Origin of the sequence: Streptomyces sp. NPDC048751 (genome assembly GCF_043198595.1) — a bacterium.
Classification (GTDB): Bacteria; Actinomycetota; Actinomycetes; order Streptomycetales; family Streptomycetaceae; genus Streptomyces.
This window is the reverse complement of record NZ_JBICUX010000021.1, coordinates 67,416-85,900: the sequence shown is the minus strand read 5'-3', so window position 1 is coordinate 85,900 and position 18,485 is coordinate 67,416. Positions and strand designations below refer to the sequence as shown.

12 protein-coding genes, 1 tRNA gene and 1 pseudogene are annotated in these 18,485 nt (G+C 72.0%); 11 read left to right on the top strand and 3 right to left on the bottom strand.

Annotation, left to right across the window (positions count from 1 at the left end; all coding sequences use genetic code 11):
* Positions 1-31: 31 nt before the first annotated feature.
* Together ACGFNV_RS41900 and ACGFNV_RS41895 are read left to right on the top strand one after the other, a co-directional pair.
* Positions 32-745 carry a hypothetical protein gene (locus ACGFNV_RS41900; RefSeq protein ID WP_393630329.1) on the top strand — a complete coding sequence of 238 codons (714 nt, stop codon included), beginning with the start codon at positions 32-34 and terminating at the stop codon, positions 743-745.
* A gap of 35 nt (positions 746-780) precedes the next feature.
* A complete protein-coding gene (locus tag ACGFNV_RS41895; RefSeq protein WP_393630327.1) occupies positions 781-1,407 on the top strand; it encodes a chorismate mutase in 627 nt (208 codons plus the stop codon).
* A 71-nt stretch (positions 1,408-1,478) separates the two neighbouring features.
* On the opposite strand, the gene ACGFNV_RS41890 is transcribed toward ACGFNV_RS41895, so the two are convergent.
* Positions 1,479-3,545: a TIM-barrel domain-containing protein gene (locus ACGFNV_RS41890; RefSeq protein ID WP_393630325.1), complete on the bottom strand. Its 2,067-nt coding sequence runs from the start codon at positions 3,543-3,545 to the stop codon at positions 1,479-1,481.
* 59 nt (positions 3,546-3,604) lie between these two features.
* A complete protein-coding gene (locus ACGFNV_RS41885; protein WP_393630323.1) occupies positions 3,605-4,627 on the bottom strand; it encodes a LacI family DNA-binding transcriptional regulator in 1,023 nt (340 codons plus the stop codon).
* A 250-nt stretch (positions 4,628-4,877) separates the two neighbouring features.
* On the opposite strand from ACGFNV_RS41885, the gene ACGFNV_RS41880 reads away from it, so the two are divergent.
* Positions 4,878-5,687 (top strand): endo-1,4-beta-glucanase, encoded by an 810-nt coding sequence (locus tag ACGFNV_RS41880; protein ID WP_393630321.1) that lies wholly within the window; start codon positions 4,878-4,880, stop codon positions 5,685-5,687.
* 22 nt (positions 5,688-5,709) lie between these two features.
* Here ACGFNV_RS41880 and selD read toward each other — a convergent pair.
* Positions 5,710-6,716: pseudogene (gene selD / locus ACGFNV_RS41875) on the bottom strand (selenide, water dikinase SelD).
* 82 nt (positions 6,717-6,798) lie between these two features.
* On the opposite strand from selD, the gene ACGFNV_RS41870 reads away from it, so the two are divergent.
* The 8 genes from ACGFNV_RS41870 (at position 6,799) to ACGFNV_RS41835 (ending at position 18,134) form a co-directional block, all read left to right on the top strand.
* Positions 6,799-6,893 (top strand) — tRNA-Sec (locus tag ACGFNV_RS41870).
* 34 nt (positions 6,894-6,927) lie between these two features.
* Positions 6,928-8,271 (top strand): L-seryl-tRNA(Sec) selenium transferase, encoded by a 1,344-nt coding sequence (gene selA, locus ACGFNV_RS41865; RefSeq protein WP_393630319.1) that lies wholly within the window; start codon positions 6,928-6,930, stop codon positions 8,269-8,271.
* On the top strand, positions 8,262-10,052 hold the full coding sequence (locus tag ACGFNV_RS41860) for a SelB C-terminal domain-containing protein (protein WP_393630317.1): 1,791 nt from the start codon (positions 8,262-8,264) through the stop codon (positions 10,050-10,052). Before selA ends, ACGFNV_RS41860 begins: the two co-directional genes overlap by 10 nt.
* 79 nt (positions 10,053-10,131) lie before the next feature.
* Positions 10,132-13,428: a formate dehydrogenase gene (gene fdh, locus ACGFNV_RS41855; RefSeq protein WP_393630315.1), complete on the top strand. Its 3,297-nt coding sequence runs from the start codon at positions 10,132-10,134 to the stop codon at positions 13,426-13,428.
* Positions 13,425-14,387, top strand: a complete 963-nt coding sequence (locus tag ACGFNV_RS41850; protein ID WP_393630313.1) for a 4Fe-4S dicluster domain-containing protein — start codon at positions 13,425-13,427, stop codon at positions 14,385-14,387. The genes fdh and ACGFNV_RS41850 overlap by 4 nt, the downstream gene beginning before the upstream one ends.
* Complete coding sequence (nrfD, locus tag ACGFNV_RS41845) at positions 14,384-15,307, top strand: NrfD/PsrC family molybdoenzyme membrane anchor subunit (RefSeq protein ID WP_393630311.1); 924 nt, start codon at positions 14,384-14,386, stop codon at positions 15,305-15,307. The genes ACGFNV_RS41850 and nrfD overlap by 4 nt, the downstream gene beginning before the upstream one ends.
* Before the next feature lie 239 nt (positions 15,308-15,546).
* Positions 15,547-17,361, top strand: coding sequence for an ABC transporter ATP-binding protein (locus tag ACGFNV_RS41840; protein WP_393630309.1), 1,815 nt, complete (start codon positions 15,547-15,549; stop codon positions 17,359-17,361).
* Positions 17,362-17,435: 74 nt separating this feature from the next.
* On the top strand, positions 17,436-18,134 hold the full coding sequence (locus tag ACGFNV_RS41835) for a hypothetical protein (RefSeq protein WP_393630307.1): 699 nt from the start codon (positions 17,436-17,438) through the stop codon (positions 18,132-18,134).
* Positions 18,135-18,485 lie beyond the last annotated feature (351 nt).

The following is an 18,485-nucleotide window of genomic DNA, read 5'->3' as shown; positions in this document are numbered from 1 at the left end:
TCATATCCCCCCACCCATGGAAAGGGACACCATGGCATCACGCACCTTGAGCAGGATCACCAAGGCCCTGCTCGCCCCCACACTCGCGCTCGGCGCCACCGTCGGCCTCGCCTCCGCCCCCGCGTCGGCCGCCGTCTGGAACACCTGCGACCAGTGGGGCAACACGAGCCTGAACGGCTACACCCTCTACAACAACATCTGGGGTTCCGGCGCCGGCAGCCAGTGCGTCTGGGCCAACTCCGGCACCAACTGGGGCGTCTGGGCCGACCACCCCAACACCGGCGGCATCAAGTCGTACCCCAACTCCAAGAAGGTGATCAACAAGTCGATCACCTCGCTGGGTTCGCTCTCCAGCAGCTACAACGTCACGGTCCCGTCCTCGGGCGCGTACAACACGTCGTACGACATCTGGGACACCGACTACGACTACGAGATCATGCTCTGGGTCAACAAGACCGGAGCGGTCGGCCCCCTCGGCACCTCGCAGGGCAACGTGACGCTGGGCGGTCACACCTGGACCGTCTACAAGGGCAACAACGGTGCGAACGAGGTCTTCTCCTTCGTCCGCACCTCCAACTCCAGCTCCGGCACCGTCAACGTCCTCCCGATCCTGAAGTGGATCAAGGACACCAAGGGCTGGTTCGGCAACGAGACCATCGGCGACGTGCAGTTCGGCTACGAGATCACGTCCTCCTCCGGCGGCCTGAACTTCACCACCAACAACCTGACCGTGAGCAGCAGTTGACCTGATCATGGGACGGCGTCGGCTTTGATGGGGACATGCGTACCCCCACCCCCCTGCGCCGTGTCCTGACCACCGTGACCGCGACCGCGGCCGTCGCCCTCACCGCGACGGGCACCGCGGTCGCGGTTCCCGTCTCCGGGGCCACCGCGTCCACCACGGCATCCCTCGCCGCCCCCCGCACCCTCTCCGCCCTCCACCCCGTCGCCTCCCTCGCCGCCGAACGCCTCGCCACCGCCGACCTCGTCGCGGCCGCCAAGTGGGGCACCGACAGCCCCATCGACGACCCCGCCCGCGAACAGCAGGTCCTCGACACCGTGGCCGCACAGGCGCAGTCGATCGGTGCCGATCCGGACGAGGTCCGGCGGATCTTCCGGGACCAGATCGAGGCGAACAAGATCGTCCAACGCGGCCTCTACCAGCGGTGGACCGCCCACCCGGAGCAGGCCCCCACCACCAAGCCGGACCTGGCCGTCGTCCGCCAGACGATCAACCGCATCAACACCGACCTCGTCCAGGCCCTCGCCGACTCCACCCCCGAGCGCACCGCGCCCGTCTGCCGACCGGAACTCGCCCTGGCGGCGCTCCGGATCCACCACGAGCAGCACCCGGACGGGCTGCACACCCGTGCCCTCGTCCGCGCCCTGGCCTCCGTCTGCCGCTGACCCCACGCGACACGAGTGTGCGGCCGGTCCCTCCCCTACGGGGGCCGGCCGCACACCCGTGAACGACGCGGCTACTCCGCTACAGGCAGCCGCGCCCCGTCCCGCAGGAACAGCGGGATCCGGTCCAGGGGGGCGTCGACCGTCACGGCCTGACCGCCCTCGTACGTCTCACCCGTCCACGCGTCGGTCCAGCGCGCACCCGCCGGCAGGTACACCGTCCACTCCGTGGCGCCCGCCGCGAGCACCGGGGCGACCAGCAGATCGCGGCCGAAGAGGTAGGCGTCGTCGACGCCCCAGGCCTTCTGGTCCTCGGGGAACTCCAGGAACAGCGGCCGCATCGGCGGCAGCCCCTCCTCGTGGGCCTCACGCATGACCTCAAGGACGTACGGCTTGAGGCGCTCGCGCAGCCGCAGGTACTGCTCCAGGATCGCGCCGGCCTCCTCGCCGTACGACCAGACCTCGTTGGGGCCGCCGGTCATGTCCGGGCCCAGCGGCATGCCCGGGTCGCGGAAGCCGTGCAGGCGCATCAGCGGGGACAGCGCGCCGAACTGGAACCAGCGGACCATGACCTCGCGGTACGCCGGGTCGTCCGGGGCGCCGCCGTGGAAGCCGCCGATGTCGGTGTTCCACCAGGGGATGCCGGACAGCGCGGTGTTGAGACCGGCCGCGATCTGGCGGCGCAGGGTCGGGAAGTCGGTGCCGATGTCGCCGGACCACAGGGCGGCGCCGTAGCGCTGGCTGCCCGCCCACGCCGAGCGGTTGAGGGTGATGATCTCGTCGTCGCCGGAGCCGGACTCCCGCAGACCCTCGTAGAAGGTACGGGAGTTCTCGGCCGGGTAGATGTTGCCGACCTCCAGGCCGGGACCCGCCCAGTAGCGCAGGTTCTCCTGGAAGCCAGGCTTCAGCTCCGGCTCGCAGGCGTCCAGCCAGAACGCCGTGATGCCGTAGGGGGTGAGGTAGTTGTCGCGGACGCGCGACCACACGAACTCGCGGGCGTCCGGGTTGGTGGCGTCGTAGAAGGCGACCTGGACGGTGGAGGCGACCTCCTTGTCCGGCCAGTCGGCGTGCGCCATCGGGCCGTACTGGGTGCCGATGAAGTAGCCGCGCTGCTCCATGACCGGGTGGTTCTCGCTCAGCGGGGAGACGGACGGCCAGACGCTCACCACCAGTTTGATGCCGAGCTCCTCCAGCTCGCGCACCATCGCCGCCGGGTCCGGCCACTCGTTCAGGTCGAACTTCCACTCGCCCAGGTGCGTCCAGTGGAAGAAGTCGCAGACGATGGCGGTGATGGGCAGGCCCCGCCGCTTGTACTCGCGGGCCACCGACATCAGCTCGTCCTGCGTACGGTAGCGCAGCTTGCACTGCCAGAAGCCGGCCGCCCACTCCGGCAGCATCGGCGTCCGCCCCGTCACCGCGCTGTAGCGGCGCTGAGCCTCGGCCGGGGCGCCCGCGGTGATCCAGTAGTCGATCTGCCGGGCGGAGTCGGCCACCCAGCGGGTGCCGTTGTGGGCCAGCTCCACGCGGCCGATCGCCGGGTTGTTCCACAGCAGGGTGTAGCCGCGGCTGGAGGTGAGGACCGGGATGCCGACCTCGGCGTTTCTCTGGACCAGGTCGAGGACCAGGCCCTTCTGGTCGAACCTGCCGTGCTGGTGCTGGCCGAGGCCGTACAGCTTCTCGTCGTCGTAGGCGGCGAAGCGCTGCTCCAGGCGGTGGTGGCCGTTGCCGACAGCCGTGTAGAGGCGCGGGCCCGGCCACCAGAAGTGGGCGCGCTCCTCGGCGAGGAGTTCGCCGCCGTCGTCGGTGCGCAGGAAGCGGACCAGGCCCTCGGCGTCGACCGTGACGGTCAGCGCGCCGACGGTCAGCGTGCCGATCCCGTCCTCGATCTTGACGCTGCTCTCGGTCGCCGGGGCCTCCTCGAGGAGCGCGCCCGGCAACCCCTCCAGAACCGGTCCACCGAGCCGGGCCCGGACCCGGACCGCGTCCGGCCCCCACGGCTCGACGAGCACGGTCTCCTGGCGGCCGCTCCACTCCAGCGCGCCGTCCCGCTCGCGGAACGTGCCGACGGTGGGGGACGACTGCGCGAGGCTGACCTGGTGCTGCGCCTCGGCCTTGGGCTGGTTCTCGGCAGGCTGATTCACGTGGGGTGCTCCTGGAGGAGTGCAGACAGGGGATGCCCCAAAGGGCAGCGTAAGTCGGATCAGGAAGCGGTGGTCGGGGCCGGGGCCGGACCCGTGCTCGACCGGACGGTCAGTTCGGGGGTGATCAGCACGACGTCGTCGCTGCCGCGCCCGTCCAGCTTGGCCACCAGGTGTTCCACGGCGTGCCGCCCCATCTCCTGGGCGGGGATGGCGACGGACGTGAGCCGGACGGAGGCCTGGGTGGCGACCTGGTCGGGGCAGATCGCGACCACCGACACGTCCTCGGGCACGGCCCGGCCCTGCTGGCGCAGCAGGGCGAGCAGCGGCTCGACCGCCGACTCGTTCTGCACGACGAAGCCCGTGGTGCCGGGGCGTTCGTCGAGGACCCGGGCGAGGGTCGTGGCCATGGCGTCGTACCCGCCCTCGCAGGGGCGGTGCAGCACCCGCAGGTCGAGCTCCCGGGCGCGCGAGCGCAGGCCGTCGAGGGTGCGCTCGGCGAACCCGGTGTGCCGTTCGTAGACCGCGGGAGCCTCGCCGATGACGGCGACGTCACGGTGCCCGAGCTTCGCCAGGTGCTCCACGCACAGCGCGCCCGTCGCGTTCCAGTCCAGATCGACGCAGGTCAGGCCACTGGTGTCGGCGGGAAGGCCGATGAGGACCGACGGCTGGTCGGTGCCGCGCAGCAGCGGCAGCCGCTCGTCGTCGAGCTGGACGTCCATGAGGATCATCGCGTCGGCGAGCCCGCTGCCGGTGACGCGGCGCACGGCGTCGGGGCCCTCCTCGCCGGTGAGCAGCAGGACGTCGTAGCCGTGGGCGCGGGCCGTGGTGGCGACCGCGATGGCGATCTCCATCATCACCGGTACGTACATGTCCGTGCGCAGCGGAATCATCAGCGCGACGATGTTCGACCTGCTGCTCGCCAGGGCGCGGGCGCCCGCGTTCGGGTGGTAGCCCAGCTCGCGGATGCTCTGCTCGACCCGCTGCCGGGTGGTCGCGGAGATGGACCGCTTGCCGCTGAGGACATAGCTCACCGTGCTCGCCGAGACTCCGGCGTGCTGGGCGACCTCGGCGAGGGTGACCATCCAGCTCTCCAAGCTTTTGTGAAGCGCTTCGACAGTGCGCCATATGGACCAGTGCGAGTGAGGGTGGTTCGACAGTAGCTCTAGCGACGGTGGGTGTCCATAGGTTGTCGAAGCGCTTCGACACAATCTCCGGCAGCGGTTTCCCGCGAGGACTTTCCGCGGAGAATACGGCGGACAGTGCGGCAACCGTTCGCGGCGTCGGCGGCCACTGAGGAGCGGTAACACGAACCGTCCCCCGGAAGGACCCCCGATGCAACACCGTCGTCCCCGCCTGACGAAGAAGACGAAGACCCTCACCGCCGCCGCGGTCGCCCTCGCGGCCGCCGCCGGGGTCACCGTCGCCCAGGCGGGCGAGTCGAGCAAGAAGTGCACGGCCTTCGACACGATCACGCTCGGCAAGTACTACGTGAACAACAACCTCTGGGGCCAGGACAAGGCCACCGGCAGCCAGTGCGTCTGGGACAACTCGGCTTCCGGGTCCACCATCTCCTGGGGCACGGACTACACCTGGGCCAACAACAGCAAGGGCAAGGACTACGACGTGAAGTCCTACGCCAGTACGGTCCTCGGCTGGCACTGGGGCTGGAAGGTCGACAAGGCGAAGACCGGGCTGCCGATCCGGGTCGGCGACCGCAAGCCGGTGAAGACCAGCTGGGAGTTCTCGGTCGGCTCCCACCCCGGCGTCATGAACGTCGCCTACGACCTGTGGCTGCACACCAAGAACACCGCCGACTGGCAGGACCAGCCCACCGACGAGATCATGATCTGGCTCAACCGCCAGGGCGGCGCGGGCCCGCTGGGCACCAAGTACGGCAGCGTCAGCCTCGACGGCGCGATGTGGGACATCTACCAGGGTGACATCGGCTGGAAGGTCTTCTCCTTCGTCCGCCGCGCCAACACCACCAAGGCCACGCTCGACCTGAACGACTTCACCCAGGCCCTCGTCCGCCGCAAACTGCTGAGCAACGACAAGTACGTCTCCGGCATCGAGTCCGGCACCGAGGTGTTCAAGGGCACGGGCCGACTGGACACCAAGGCGTACTCGGTCGGCGTCGGCTGAGCGCGATCCGCCGGCCGTCGGCTCAGCGGATCACCAGGACGTGGTCGCCGCGCGGCAGCAGCTCGCCCACGACGGGCGCGCCGGGGATCTCACCGGCCACCAGCAGGCCGCCGGAGGTCTGCGCGTCGGCGAGGAGCAGTGCCTCGTCCTCGCTCACGGACGACAGGTCGCTGTGCGGGCGCACCCATTCCAGGTTGCGCCGGTGCCCCCGCTGACGTGTCCCTCGCGCAGCGCCTGCCGGGCGCCGTCCAGGTAGGGCACGGCGGCCGAGTCGATCAGCGCCGTGACCCCGCTCGCCCGCGCCAGCTTGTAGGCGTGCCCGAGCAGCCCGAACCCGGTGACGTCCGTCGCGCAGGTGAGCCCGGCGGACACCGCCGCCTCGGCCGCCTCCCGGTTGAGCCGCGTCATGACCTCGACGGCCTGCGGGAACACCTCGCCGGTGGCCTTGTGCCTGCTGTTCAGCACACCGATGCCGAGGGGCTTGGTCAGCGACAGCGGTACACCGGGCAGGCCGGCGTCGCTGCGCAGCAGCCGGTCCGGGTCGACCAGGCCGGTGACGGCCAGGCCGTACTTGGGCTCGGGGTCGTCCACGCTGTGGCCGCCGGCGACGTGGCAGCCGGCGGCCGCGGCCGTGTCCAGGCCGCCGCGCAGCACCTCACGGGCCAGTTCGAGGGGGAGCACGTCACGCGGCCAGGCCAGCAGGTTCACGGCGAGCAGCGGACGGCCACCGGTGGCGTACACGTCCGACAGCGCGTTCGCGGCCGCGATCCGGCCCCAGTCGTAGGCGTCGTCGACCACGGGCGTGAAGAAGTCGGTCGTCGCCAGCACCGCCGTGCCGTCCGGCAGCCGCACCACGGAGGCGTCGTCGCCGTCGTCGAGGCCGACCAGCAGTTCGCCCAGGGGATCGCGGACCGGGACGGCGGGCCCGAGACCCCGCAGCACTTCCTCCAGTTCCCCGGGCGGGATCTTGCAGGCGCATCCGCCGCCGTGCGCGTACTGGGTGAGGCGGACGGATTCCCGGGGCGGCATCAGTGAGGTCACGTGGCCATGCTTCCGTATGCGCCCATTAGCGGCTAGATATGGCTTTTGCGAAGATGTCTCCGTGGCACGGGGAGGCGTATCCGGCCTGGTGACCGGCCCGGTCTTCAAAACCGTTGAACGGCAGGAGCTGCCGTTGGCGGGTTCGATTCCCGTCCGCCTCCGCCACCCCCGGCCACCCACGGCGAGCAGGAGAGGCGCCATGAGCGATCCGCGCCGGCTCATCCCGGGCACCGACTCCGTACTGGCCGATCCACGCATCGCCCCCGCCGTACGGACGCTGGGGCGCCCGCTGGTGAAAGCGGCGGTCGCCGAGGCCCAGCGCCGCGCGAGGGCCGGTGAGATCGCCCCCGAGGACGTGGTGGACGCGGCGGTCCGCCACCTGCCCGAGCGGGCCTGCGGCCTGCGACCGGTGATCAACGCCACCGGCGTCCTGGTGCACACCAACCTCGGCCGCGCGCCGCTGTCGCATGCCGCCCGGGACGCCGTGCTGGCCGCGGCGGGATGCACGGACGTCGAGTTCGACCTCGTGGCGGGCCGCCGGGCCCGCCGCGGACGCGGGGCGCTCGCCGCGCTGGCCGAGGCCGTACCCGACGCGGGAGCGGTGCACGTGGTGAACAACAACGCGGCCGCGTTGCTCCTGTGCGCCCTCGCGACGGCCCCCGGACGGGAGATCGTGGTCAGCCGGGGGGAACTGGTCGAGATCGGCGACGGGTTCCGCATCCCTGAGCTGCTGGCGTCCACCGGCGCGCGGCTGCGCGAGGTCGGCACCACCAACCGGACCCACGCGCGGGACTACGCCGAGGCCATCGGCCCCGACACCGCCTTCCTGCTCAAGGTCCACCCCTCCAACTTCCACATCAGCGGTTTCACCGCCGCGGCGGACGTGGCCGAGCTGGCCGCGCTCGGACCCCCGCTGGTGGTGGACATCGGTTCCGGCCTGCTCGCCCCGCACCCTTCGCTGCCCCGGGAACCGGACGCCGCCACCGCACTGCGCGCGGGGGCGGCGCTGGTGACCGCCAGCGCGGACAAACTGCTCGGCGGTCCGCAGGCCGGGCTGCTCCTCGGCGAGGCGGGACTGGTCGAACGACTGCGCCGGCATCCCGCGGCGCGGGCCCTGCGGGTGGACAAGCTGACCCTGGCCGCGCTGGAGGCGACGCTGCGCGGCCCGGAGCCGCCGGTACGCACCGCGCTCACCGCCGACGAGGCCGCCCTGCGCGAGCGCGCCACCCGGCTGGCCGAACGGCTGCGGGCCGAGGGGGTGCCGGCGGAGGTGCTGCGCACTCAGGCGGCCGTGGGCGGCGGCGGCGCGCCGGGGGTCGCCCTGCCCAGCGCGGCCGTAGCCCTGCCCGCCCGCTACGGCCCGCTGCTGCGCACCGGCGCGGTCCCGGTGATCGGCCGGCTGGAGCACCGCCGCTGCCTGCTGGACCTCCGCACGGTCGACGCGGACGAGGAGCGGTCGGTGCTGGAGGCCGTACTCGCTGCACATCGGTCACACACCGAGGGCGAGGGCGACGACCACGGGAGTGAGCGACCGTGCAGGTGATCGCCACCGCCGGTCACGTCGATCACGGCAAGTCGACGCTGGTGAGGCTGCTCACCGGGATGGAGCCGGACCGCTGGGAGCAGGAGCGCCGGCGCGGTCTGACCATCGACCTCGGTTTCGCCTGGACCACCCTCCCGGGCGGACCGGAGGTGGCGTTCGTCGACGTCCCGGGCCACGAGCGGTTCGTGCCCAACATGCTCGCCGGGGTCGGCCCGGTCCCCGCCGTGCTGTTCGTGGTCGCCGCCGACGAGGGGTGGATGCCGCAGTCGGCCGAGCACCTCGAGGCGCTTGCTGCGCTGGGCGTGCGGCACGTACTGCTCGCCGTCACCCGCTGCGACCTGGCCGACCCGGAACCGGCCCGGCAGCAGGCCCTGGCCCGCACGGCGGCGGCCGGGCTGGGAGCGGTCGACTCGGTGACGGTGAGCGGGCGCACCGGCGAGGGCCTGGACCGGCTGCGCGCCGCACTGGTGCGGCTGGTGGGAGCCCTGCCGCCCGCCGACCCCGATGCCGACGTCCGGCTGTGGCTGGACCGCTCGTTCAGCGTGGTCGGCGCGGGCACGGTGGTCACCGGGACACTGACAGCCGGCACCCTGTGCGCGGAAGATGAGCTGCAACTGGCGTCCACCGGGGCCCTGGTGCGCGTGCGCGGGCTCCAGGCGCTGGGCCGGGACCTGTCCGAGGTCCGCGCCGTGGCCCGAGCGGCGGTGAACCTGCGCGGCGTCGAGCAGCACGCGGTGGGCCGCGGCGACGCCCTGCTCACCACGGGCAGATGGCTGACGACGGCCGAGGTCGATGTCGCCCTGCGGGGCACCGCTGATGCCGACGAGCGCCATGATCTCCCCCGGGAGCTCGTCCTGCACGTGGGATCCGCGTCCGTCCCCGCCAGGGTCCGGCCGCTGGGCGCCGACAGCGCCCGGCTGCGGCTGGCCCGGCCCCTGCCCCTGCGCGTCGGCGACCGCGCGTTGCTGCGCGACCCCGGCCGGCACCGCGTCGTCGCCGGTGTCGACGTACTCGACGTGACGCCTCCGGAGCTGCGCCGGCGGGGAGCCGCGCGGGGGCGTGCCACGGAGCTGGCCGCTCTGGCCGACGCGCCACGGCAGGCGGTGGCCGAGGCGATACTGCTCCGGCGGCGCTTCGCGAGCGCGGGCGAGTTGCACGCCATGGGGCTGCCCGCGGTGGGCGAGCCGGTCGGTGACGGTCTGAGGGTGCACGCGAGCGTGTGGCGCGAACTGCTCGCCTCCGTGCGTGCCGTGGTCGACCAGTGGAGCGACGACCACCCGCTGGAGTCCGGCATGCCCGTGGAGGCGGTACGGCAGCGGCTGCGGCTGCCCACCGCCGGCGTGGTGGAACGGCTGGCCGGGGCCGCGTCCCTGCACGTGGTGGGCGGGCGGGTGTGCGTGCCGGGCCGCGTGGCGGGGCTGCCGGGGCCCGTCGAGGCGGCGGTGGGCGCGTTGACGGCCGCGTTGCGCGACGCCCCGTTCGCGGCGCCGGACGCCGCCAGGATGGCGGAGCTGAGGCTGGGGCCCAGGGAGCTGGCCGCCGCGGTGCGCGCCGGCCGCCTGCTGAAGGTGGCCGACGGTGTCTTCCTGCTGCCCGACGGCGACACACGGGCCGGCGAGGTGCTCGCGGAACTGCCCCAGCCGTTCACCCTCAGCCAGGCACGGCAGGCGCTGCGCACCACCCGGCGGGTCGCGGTGCCCCTGCTGGAGCTGCTGGACCGCCGGGGTGTCACCGAGCGGCTGCCGGACGACACCCGTCGGGTACGCACCGCATCGGCGTGATTCCGGCTCGACATGCCCCCCGGCAGCCCCGGCGTTACGTTGGCTGCGACAGCGGAAGGCCGCGAGGCGGGAGATCGCCATGGGCCTGCGGCAGTGGATCGACGGCTGGCCGGTGTACCGGCAGCTCACCGGCGACGACACGCTGGGCAGGGGGAGCGCCGCCCGCTCTGGCGGCACCGAGCGGCTGTCCGACCGTACCGAACAGGCCGACAGGGTCGTACGGTCCGTGTGCCCGTACTGCGCCGTGGGCTGCGGTCAGAAGGTCTACGTCAAGGACGAGAGGATCACGCAGATCGAGGGCGACCCGGACTCCCCGATCTCACGCGGCCGCCTGTGCCCCAAGGGCGCGGCCAGCAAGCAGCTGGTGACCGGGCCGGGCCGGATCAGCACCGTCCTCCACCGGCCCGCGCACGGCACCGGCTGGGAGCGGATCCCGCTCGACCGGGCGATGGACATGATCGCCGACCGGGTCGTCCGGACCCGCCGGGAGACCTGGCAGGACACGCATCACGGGGTTCCCGTCCGGCGCACGCTCGGCATCGCCTCGCTCGGCGGAGCGACGCTGGACAACGAAGAGAACTACCTGATGAAGAAGCTCTACACGGCGCTGGGCGCGATCCAGATCGAGAACCAGGCACGGATTTGACACTCCGCCACGGTTCCCGGTCTGGGAACCTCGTTCGGCCGTGGCGGAGCCACGACGTTCCAGCAGGACCTGGCCGAGGCCGACTGCATCCTCATCCAGGGATCGAACACGGCCGAGTGCCATCCGGTCGGTTTCCAGTGGGTCATGGAGGCCAAAGCACGGGGTGCCACGGTCATCCATGTCGACCCCCGCTTCACCCGCACCAGCGCCCTGGCGGACGTCCACGTGCCGCTGCGGGCCGGGACGGACATCGCCTTCCTCGGCGCCCTGGTCAACCATGTGCTGAGCAACGACAAGGACTTCCGCGAGTACGTGGTCGCCTACACCAACGCGCCGGCGATCCTGCGGGAGGACTTCGCCGACACCGAGGACCTTGACGGGCTGTTCTCCGGCTTCGACCCGGAGAGCCGCCACTACGAGCCGACCAGCTGGATGTACGAGGGAGCGCAGGCCTCGGCTGCGGCCGGCGCAAGGGACCGGTGGCCGGCAGCGGGGGACGAGGACGAGCAGGACGCGGCCGCCCGGCAGCACGGCGGCAGGGAACTGCGCGAGACCGCCCGCGCGGAGTCGTACGGCGCCGGCGGCCCCGGCCTGGGCGCCAAGCCGGCCATGGACCCGACACTCCAGCACCCTCGCTGCGTGTACCGGGTGCTCAAGCGGCACTTCGCCCGCTACACGCCGGAGCTGGTCGAGGACGTCTGCGGCGTCCCCCGCGAGCTGTTCGCCCGGGTGGCCGACGCGATCACCGCCAACTCGGGACGCGAGCGCACCACGGCGCTGTGCTACTCCGTCGGCTGGACGCAGCACACCGTCGGAGTGCAGTACATCCGTACCGCGGCCATCCTCCAGGCGCTGCTGGGCAACATGGGGCGGCCCGGCGGCGGCATCCTGGTGCTGCGCGGACACGCCAGCATCCAGGGCTCCACGGACATCCCCACGCTGTTCGACCTGCTGCCCGGGTACATCCCCATGCCGCACGCCCACCAGCACCAGGACCTGTCCGCGTTCGTGGCCGCGGACGCCGGCACGACCGGCTTCTGGGGCAACATGCGCGCGTACGCGGTGAGTCTGCTCAAGGCCTGGTGGGGAGAGGCGGCCACCGAGGAGAACGACTACCGCTTCGACTGGCTGCCCCGGCTGACCGGCGACCACAGCACGTACCGGACGGTGCTGAACCAGCTCTCCGGGGAGTGCAAGGGGTACTTCCTCGTCGGGGAGAACCCGGCGGTCGGTTCGTCCAACGGCAAACTGCAGCGGCTGGGCCTGGCGAACCTGGACTGGCTCGTGGTGCGGGACCTGCGGATGATCGAGAGCGCGAACTTCTGGAAGGACGGGCCGGAGATCGAGACCGGTGAGCTGCGCACCGAGGAGATCCCGACGGAGGTGTTCTTCCTGCCGGCCGCGGCGCACACGGAGAAGGACGGCAGCTTCACCAACACCCAGCGGCTGCTGCAGTGGCACGACGCGGCGGTCGCCCCGCCGGGGGACGCCCGCAGCGACCTGTGGTTCTACTACCACCTCGGCCGGATCATCCGGGAGAAGCTGGCCGGCTCCACCGACCCGCGCGACCGCCCGCTGCTCGACCTCACCTGGGACTACCCGACCGAAGGCCCGCTCGCCGAGCCCAGCGCCGACGCCGTGCTGGCCGAGATCAACGGGTACGGGCCGGGCGGGGAGCCGCTGTCGACGTCGACCCAGTTGCGGGACGACGGCTCCACCTCCTGCGGGGCCTGGATCTACTGCGGGGTCCACGCCGGCGGACACAACCACGCGGCGAACCGGCGGCCGCGCCACGAACAGAGCCGGGTCGCCCCCGACTGGGGCTGGGCATGGCCGGCCAACCGCCGCCTCCTCTACAACCGGGCGTCGGCCGACCCCGAGGGAAGGCCGTGGAGCGAGCGCAAACGGTACATCTGGTGGGACGCCGAGCAGGGCCGGTGGACCGGGGACGACGTCCCCGACTTCGAGGCGGACAAGCCGCCCGGCTACCAGCCGCCGCCGGGCGCGAAGGCCCAGGCCGCCCTGGCCGGCACCGATCCGTTCATCATGCAGAGCGACGGCCGCGCCTGGCTGTTCGCGCCGGCCGGGCTGGCGGACGGCCCGCTGCCCACGCACTACGAGCCGCAGGAGTCCCCGGTGGACAACCCGCTGTACGGGCAGCAGACGAACCCGGCGCTCCTGGCCTACGACCGCCCGGGCAACCGGTACCACCCGGCCGCCAGTCAGGTGTATCCGTACGCGTTCACGACCTACCGGCTCACCGAGCACCACACGGCCGGCGGCATGAGCCGCAGCCTGCCCTATCTGGCCGAGCTGCAGCCGGAGTTCTTCTGCGAGGTCTCCCCGGAACTCGCCGCGGAGCGGGGACTGGAGCACCGGGGCTGGGCGACCGTCACCACGGCTCGCACGGCGGTCGAGGTGAGGGTGCTGGTGACCGAACGGATGAGACCGCTGCGGGTGCGGGGCCGCACCATCCACCAGGTGGGCCTCCCCTACCACTGGGGCCCGGAGGGACTGTCCAGGGGTGACGCGGCCAACGACCTGCTCTCCGCGGTCCTCGACCCGAACGTGCGCATCCAGGAGGCGAAGGCGGCGACCTGCGACATCCGGCCGGGCAGGCGCCCACGGGGCCCGGCGCTGCCCGCCCACGTGGCGGCGTACCGGCGGCGCGCCGGCCTCCCCGACGACACCCCGCCGGGCACAGGAAGCACAGGAGAGGGGCGGCGATGACCTCCGACCGCAACAGGCTGTCCGGCCCGCTGGCCGACCCCAGCGCGGACGCGGGTTATCCGGACACCCACCCGCCCAGGATGGGGTTCTTCACGGACACGTCCATCTGCATCGGCTGCAAGGCGTGCCAGGTGGCGTGCAAGGAGTGGAACCTCGTTCCGGCCGAGACCGAGGAACTCGACCTGCTGGGCCAGTCGTTCGACAACACGGGTGCGCTGAGCGCCAACAACTGGCGGCATGTGGCGTTCATCGAGCAGAAGGTCGAGCCGAAGGCGACTCCCGCACCGGACCGGCCGCCGGTCGATCTGGGCATGCCGGCGGTGGGGCCGCCCGGGCACGACCAGGGCGCCGCCGAAGGCGAGATGCGCTGGCTGATGTCCAGCGACGTGTGCAAGCACTGCACCCACGCCGCCTGCCTCGACGTCTGCCCGACCGGGTCGCTGTTCCGCACCGAGTTCGGGACCGTGGTGGTGCAGGAGGACATCTGCAACGGCTGCGGGTACTGCGTACCGGCGTGCCCGTACGGCGTGATCGACATCCGCCCGGGCGACGGCCGGGCCTTCAAGTGCACCCTGTGCTACGACCGGTTGGGGGCGGGGCGGGAACCGGCCTGTGCCCAGGCGTGCCCCACCGACTCCATCCAGTTCGGCCCGCTGGAGGAACTGCGCGAGCGGGCGGACGGGCGGGTCACCGAACTGCGCGAGCGCGGGGTGGACCAGGCGCGGCTGTACGGCCGGGATCCGCAGGACGGCGTCGGCGGTGACGGCGCGTTCTTCCTGCTGTTGGACGAGCCCGAGGTGTACGGGCTGCCGCCGGACCCGGTGGTCACCACCCGTGACCTGCCGTCGATGTGGCGGCACGCGGCCACGGCCGCCGTCGGTGTGGCCGTGAGCGTGGCGCTGTCCTTCCTGGAGCGGGGAACCCTCCAGCGGGCGACCTTCGGGAGGAGGAAGCCGTGACGGGCAGCGGTGACCGGGAGCGGCCCATGGTGGCGCGCGCGGAGTTCCGGTCGTACTACGGCCGGCCCATCCTGAAAAGTCCCACCTGGAAGGTGCCGGACGTGCCGGGCTACCTGTTCCTCGGGGGGACGGCCGGTGCGTCGGCGTCCATGGCGGCGGTGGCCGAGCTGACCGGGCGCCGGGAGCTGGCCGGGGCGGGCCGGTGGGTCGCTGCGGCCGGGTCGATGGCCGGCGTCGCCGCCCTCGTCCACGACCTCGGCCGTCCCGGGCGCTTCACGCACATGCTGCGCGTGTTCAAGCCGACCTCACCGCTGTCGGTGGGTTCCTGGATCCTCGCGCCGTTCTCCACGCTCGCCACCGCCTCCGCCGTTTCGCAGGCCACCGGACGGCTGCCCGGGCTGGGCCGGCTCGCCGGGTTCGGCTCCGGCGTGCTGGGGCCGGCGATGTGCACCTACACGGCGGTACTGCTCTCCGACACCGCGGTGCCTGCGTGGCACGAGGCGTATCCGCACCTGCCGTACCTGTTCGCCGGCAGCGCGCTGACCAGCGCCGCGGGTGCCGCACTGCTCTGCGCACCCGGCGCGGACCACGGGCCACCGGCCCGGATGGGTCTGCTGGGCGCGGGCATGGAACTCGCCGCGACGCGCCGCGTCGAACGGCGGCTCGGACTGGTCGGCGAGCCCTACGTCACCGGCCGGCCCGGCCGTCTGCTGACCCTGAGCAAGGCCCTGACCGTGGCCGGAGCAGGGCTGTCGCTCCTCACGGGCCGCCGAGCGGCCGGGCTCCTGGCCGGAGGGGCGTACCTGGCAGCGGGCCTGTGCACCCGGTTCGGCGTCTTTGCGGCGGGCATGGCCTCCGCCCAGGACCCGGCGTACGTGGTGACGCCACAGCGCCGGCGCCTCGGGCCGGACGCTCCCTAGCGGCACCGCGGAGGGCGCACTCGGTGGCGCGGGCGGAGCGTTCGAAGGGGTGGGGGGCACTTCGGGGGGCGCCGGGTGCTGCCGAACGACCCCCCGCCGACCTGGAAATGCTTGGACTCCGCAGTTGCCGTCGCGGGACACTGCCGTACTCGAACCAGAGCTCCACACGGCCGTTGCGGCCCCGTCCCCCGCCCGCGCAGACGCGTGGCGGGTGGCTGCCGCGGGACGACAGGGGTGGGATGGGAACGTCTGAATCGCGCGGGGTTCAGCCGGGCACGGGCTCGGTGATCCTCGCCCTTCGCCATTACGGACGGGAGTTGGCCCGGCTGCGCCGGCTGACGGTGCCCGCGATGCTGCTGCCGGCGCTCGGCAACATCGGGATCAACTACGTCGCGCCACTGATCGTCGCGAAACTCGTCGGCCGGATCGCCGGCGACACCGATGTCACGATCGCCTCGTCCCTGCCGTACGTCCTCGGCTTCGCCGGCGTGCTGCTGGTGTCGGAGGCGCTGTGGCGACTCGGCCTGCACTGCCTGAACCGCCTCGACGCGCACGGCGTCGAGCACCTGTACGTGATCGGCATGGACGAGCTGTACGCCAAGGACGCCGCGTTCTTCCACGAGAACTTCGCCGGGTCGCTGACCAAGAGGGTGCTGAGCTTCGCCTCCCGCTTCGAGGAGTTCGTGGACACCGTGACCTTCCAGGTGTTCGGCAAGCTGGTGCCTCTGCTGTTCGGGGCGGTGGTGCTGTGGCGCTACGAACCGCTGCTCGTCGTCGGCCTCGTGGTGATGATCACGCTGACGGCACTGTGCGTGGTGCCCCTCATCCGTCGCCGCCAGGCGCTCGTCGACCAGCGCGAGGAGGCGATCGCCCGGGTCTCGGGCCACGTCGCCGACAGCCTGATGAACATGGACACGGTCCGCGCGTTCGCCGCCGAGGAGCGCGAGGCGGCCGAGCACCGGTCCCGGGTCGCGGAGTCGCGGCGGCTCACGCTGCGCTCCTGGGACTACGGCAACCTGCGCATCGACACGCTGGTCGCGCCGATGTCCGTGCTGACCAACGGGCTCGGCCTGCTGCTCGCGGTCACGCTCGGCGTGAGCGGTCACGGCGTGGAGGCGATCGTGGTCGCGTTCACGTACTACTCGAACGCGACGCGGATCATGTTCGAGTTCAACCAGATCTACCGCCGCCTGGAGAGCTCCATGACGGAGGCGGCGCAGTTCACCGAACTGCTGCTGAACCCGCCGACCGTGCTCGACCCGGCGACGCCGCAGCCCCCGCCGTCCGGGGCCGCCGACGTCCGCTTCGAGCGAGTGGCCTTCACTCACCGAGGAGCGGAGTCGCTCTTCGAGGACCTGGATCTGGCCGTGCCCAGCGGGGCGAAGATCGGTCTGGTCGGCCGGTCCGGCGGGGGCAAGACCACGCTCACCCGGCTGCTGCTGCGGATGAAGGACATCGACGCCGGCCGCATCCTCATCGGCGGCCGGGACATCAGCAGGATGCGCCAGTCCGACCTGCGCGGTCTGATCGCGTACGTGCCCCAGGACCCGGCGATGTTCCACCGCACCCTGCGGGACAACATCGCGTTCGCCCGGCCGGACGCCACCGACGCCGAGATCCGCCGCGCGGCCGAGGCGGCGCACGTCACCGAGTTCGCCGACCTGCTGCCGGACGGCTTCGACACCATGGTCGGCGAGCGCGGCGTCAAGCTGTCCGGCGGACAGCGCCAGCGGGTCGCGCTCGCCAGGGCGATCCTCCGCGACGCACCGATCCTGCTGCTCGACGAGGCCACCAGCGCCCTGGACTCCGAGAGCGAGATTCTCGTCCAGTCGGCGCTGTGGCGGCTCATGGAGGGGCGGACGGCGCTCGTGGTGGCGCACCGGCTGAGCACGGTCGCAGGCATGGACCGGCTCGTCGTCCTGGACCGGGGACGGATCGTCGAGCAGGGCACCCACCATGAACTCCTGGCGTCGGACGGCGCCTACGCCAAGCTGTGGCAACACCAGTCCGGTGGCTTCCTCGAAGGCGACCCGGCGCGGGCCGAGTTGCCGTGAGGGCGAGCTCGATGGGGGTGCACTGCCGCCTTTCCGAACCCCGTTGTCAGACCGTGCCGTTACGGTCCCAGGTCATGGCAGCAGACGATGGAATCGCATGGCTCGGCGAGCGGTGGCCGGGCGGTGGCAACGCCGACCCCGTTTTCTGGGGACAGGCCGGTCTCGTGTTCGCGGAAGGCGTGGCGCCGCAGGATCTGGCGGTGGTCTTCGGGGCCGTTCCGTGGGAGATCCCAGAGCCGGTCAGTGCTGAGGCCAAGGCCAGCTATGACCGGACCCACCCCCAAACGCGAGTCCCTGACGACCCCCTCGTGACCGTCTACGGAAAGGAAGGTGACTGGTCCTTCCTCGCCGGCAACTTCGACTACCTGATCCACTTCCGCCAAGGCTTCACGCTGCCCCCGGGAACCGGCCGAGTCGTCCTCCTGTACAACATCGAAGCAAAGGGCATGTACTGCATGGTCTACTTCGAGAACGGCCGACAGGTGTGGAGCGACGAGATCTCCGGCCACTTCGGCGAAGACACGCAACTGACCGGGGGACACTACTTCGACCACGCGTCGGAGATGTCCTTCCTCAACTGGGCCATGCACGACGCGCGATGCCGCCCTGAGGTCCGTTACGTCGACGGGTGTCCCGTCTTCCAGGACGAAGGCTGGATCCCCGACTGGCGGAAGCGGTTCCTCAAGGGCCTGGAGATCGCGTTCGGGATCTCCGTGTGCCAGGAGACCTTCGACGCGGGCGGATACCCGCTGGCCAACGTCTACTGGGCCTGATCGGCAGCGACCGTATGAGCGGTGCGAAGCGGTGACAGGAAGTTCGGGAGGACGCGTGAACGATCACTCATGAGGACGGATCATGGCATGCCCTGTCCGGGCGGGCCGTCACGCTCATGTCGATCGGGAACCGGCGTCTTCGACAGGGGCCGCGGCCCGTTCTCCAGGCCGGCCAGGATCAGGCCATGCCGTCACCCGAACGGGCCCCGGGGCTCCTGAGAACCGGCCGAGACCCGTCTGGCTCGCACGCCGACTTCGCGCATGCGGCTCCTCGGCCGTACGCCGCCGCCGTGAGGCGCATCGGTCGGGGGCGCCCTCTTCGGACCGATACGGCCACGACGGGGGCGGACC

What these genes read in the sequence shown, in the direction of transcription:
- ACGFNV_RS41900 (WP_393630329.1), top strand. Translation starts at nt 32, where the DNA reads ATGGCATCACGCACCTTGAGCAGGATCACCAAGGCCCTGCTCGCCCCC.
- ACGFNV_RS41895 (WP_393630327.1), top strand. Translation starts at nt 781, where the DNA reads ATGCGTACCCCCACCCCCCTGCGCCGTGTCCTGACCACCGTGACCGCG.
- ACGFNV_RS41885 (WP_393630323.1), bottom strand. Translation starts at nt 4,627, where the DNA reads ATGGTCACCCTCGCCGAGGTCGCCCAGCACGCCGGAGTCTCGGCGAGC.
- ACGFNV_RS41880 (WP_393630321.1), top strand. Translation starts at nt 4,878, where the DNA reads ATGCAACACCGTCGTCCCCGCCTGACGAAGAAGACGAAGACCCTCACC.
- selA (WP_393630319.1), top strand. Translation starts at nt 6,928, where the DNA reads ATGAGCGATCCGCGCCGGCTCATCCCGGGCACCGACTCCGTACTGGCC.
- ACGFNV_RS41850 (WP_393630313.1), top strand. Translation starts at nt 13,425, where the DNA reads ATGACCTCCGACCGCAACAGGCTGTCCGGCCCGCTGGCCGACCCCAGC.
- ACGFNV_RS41840 (WP_393630309.1), top strand. Translation starts at nt 15,547, where the DNA reads ATGGGAACGTCTGAATCGCGCGGGGTTCAGCCGGGCACGGGCTCGGTG.
- ACGFNV_RS41835 (WP_393630307.1), top strand. Translation starts at nt 17,436, where the DNA reads ATGGCAGCAGACGATGGAATCGCATGGCTCGGCGAGCGGTGGCCGGGC.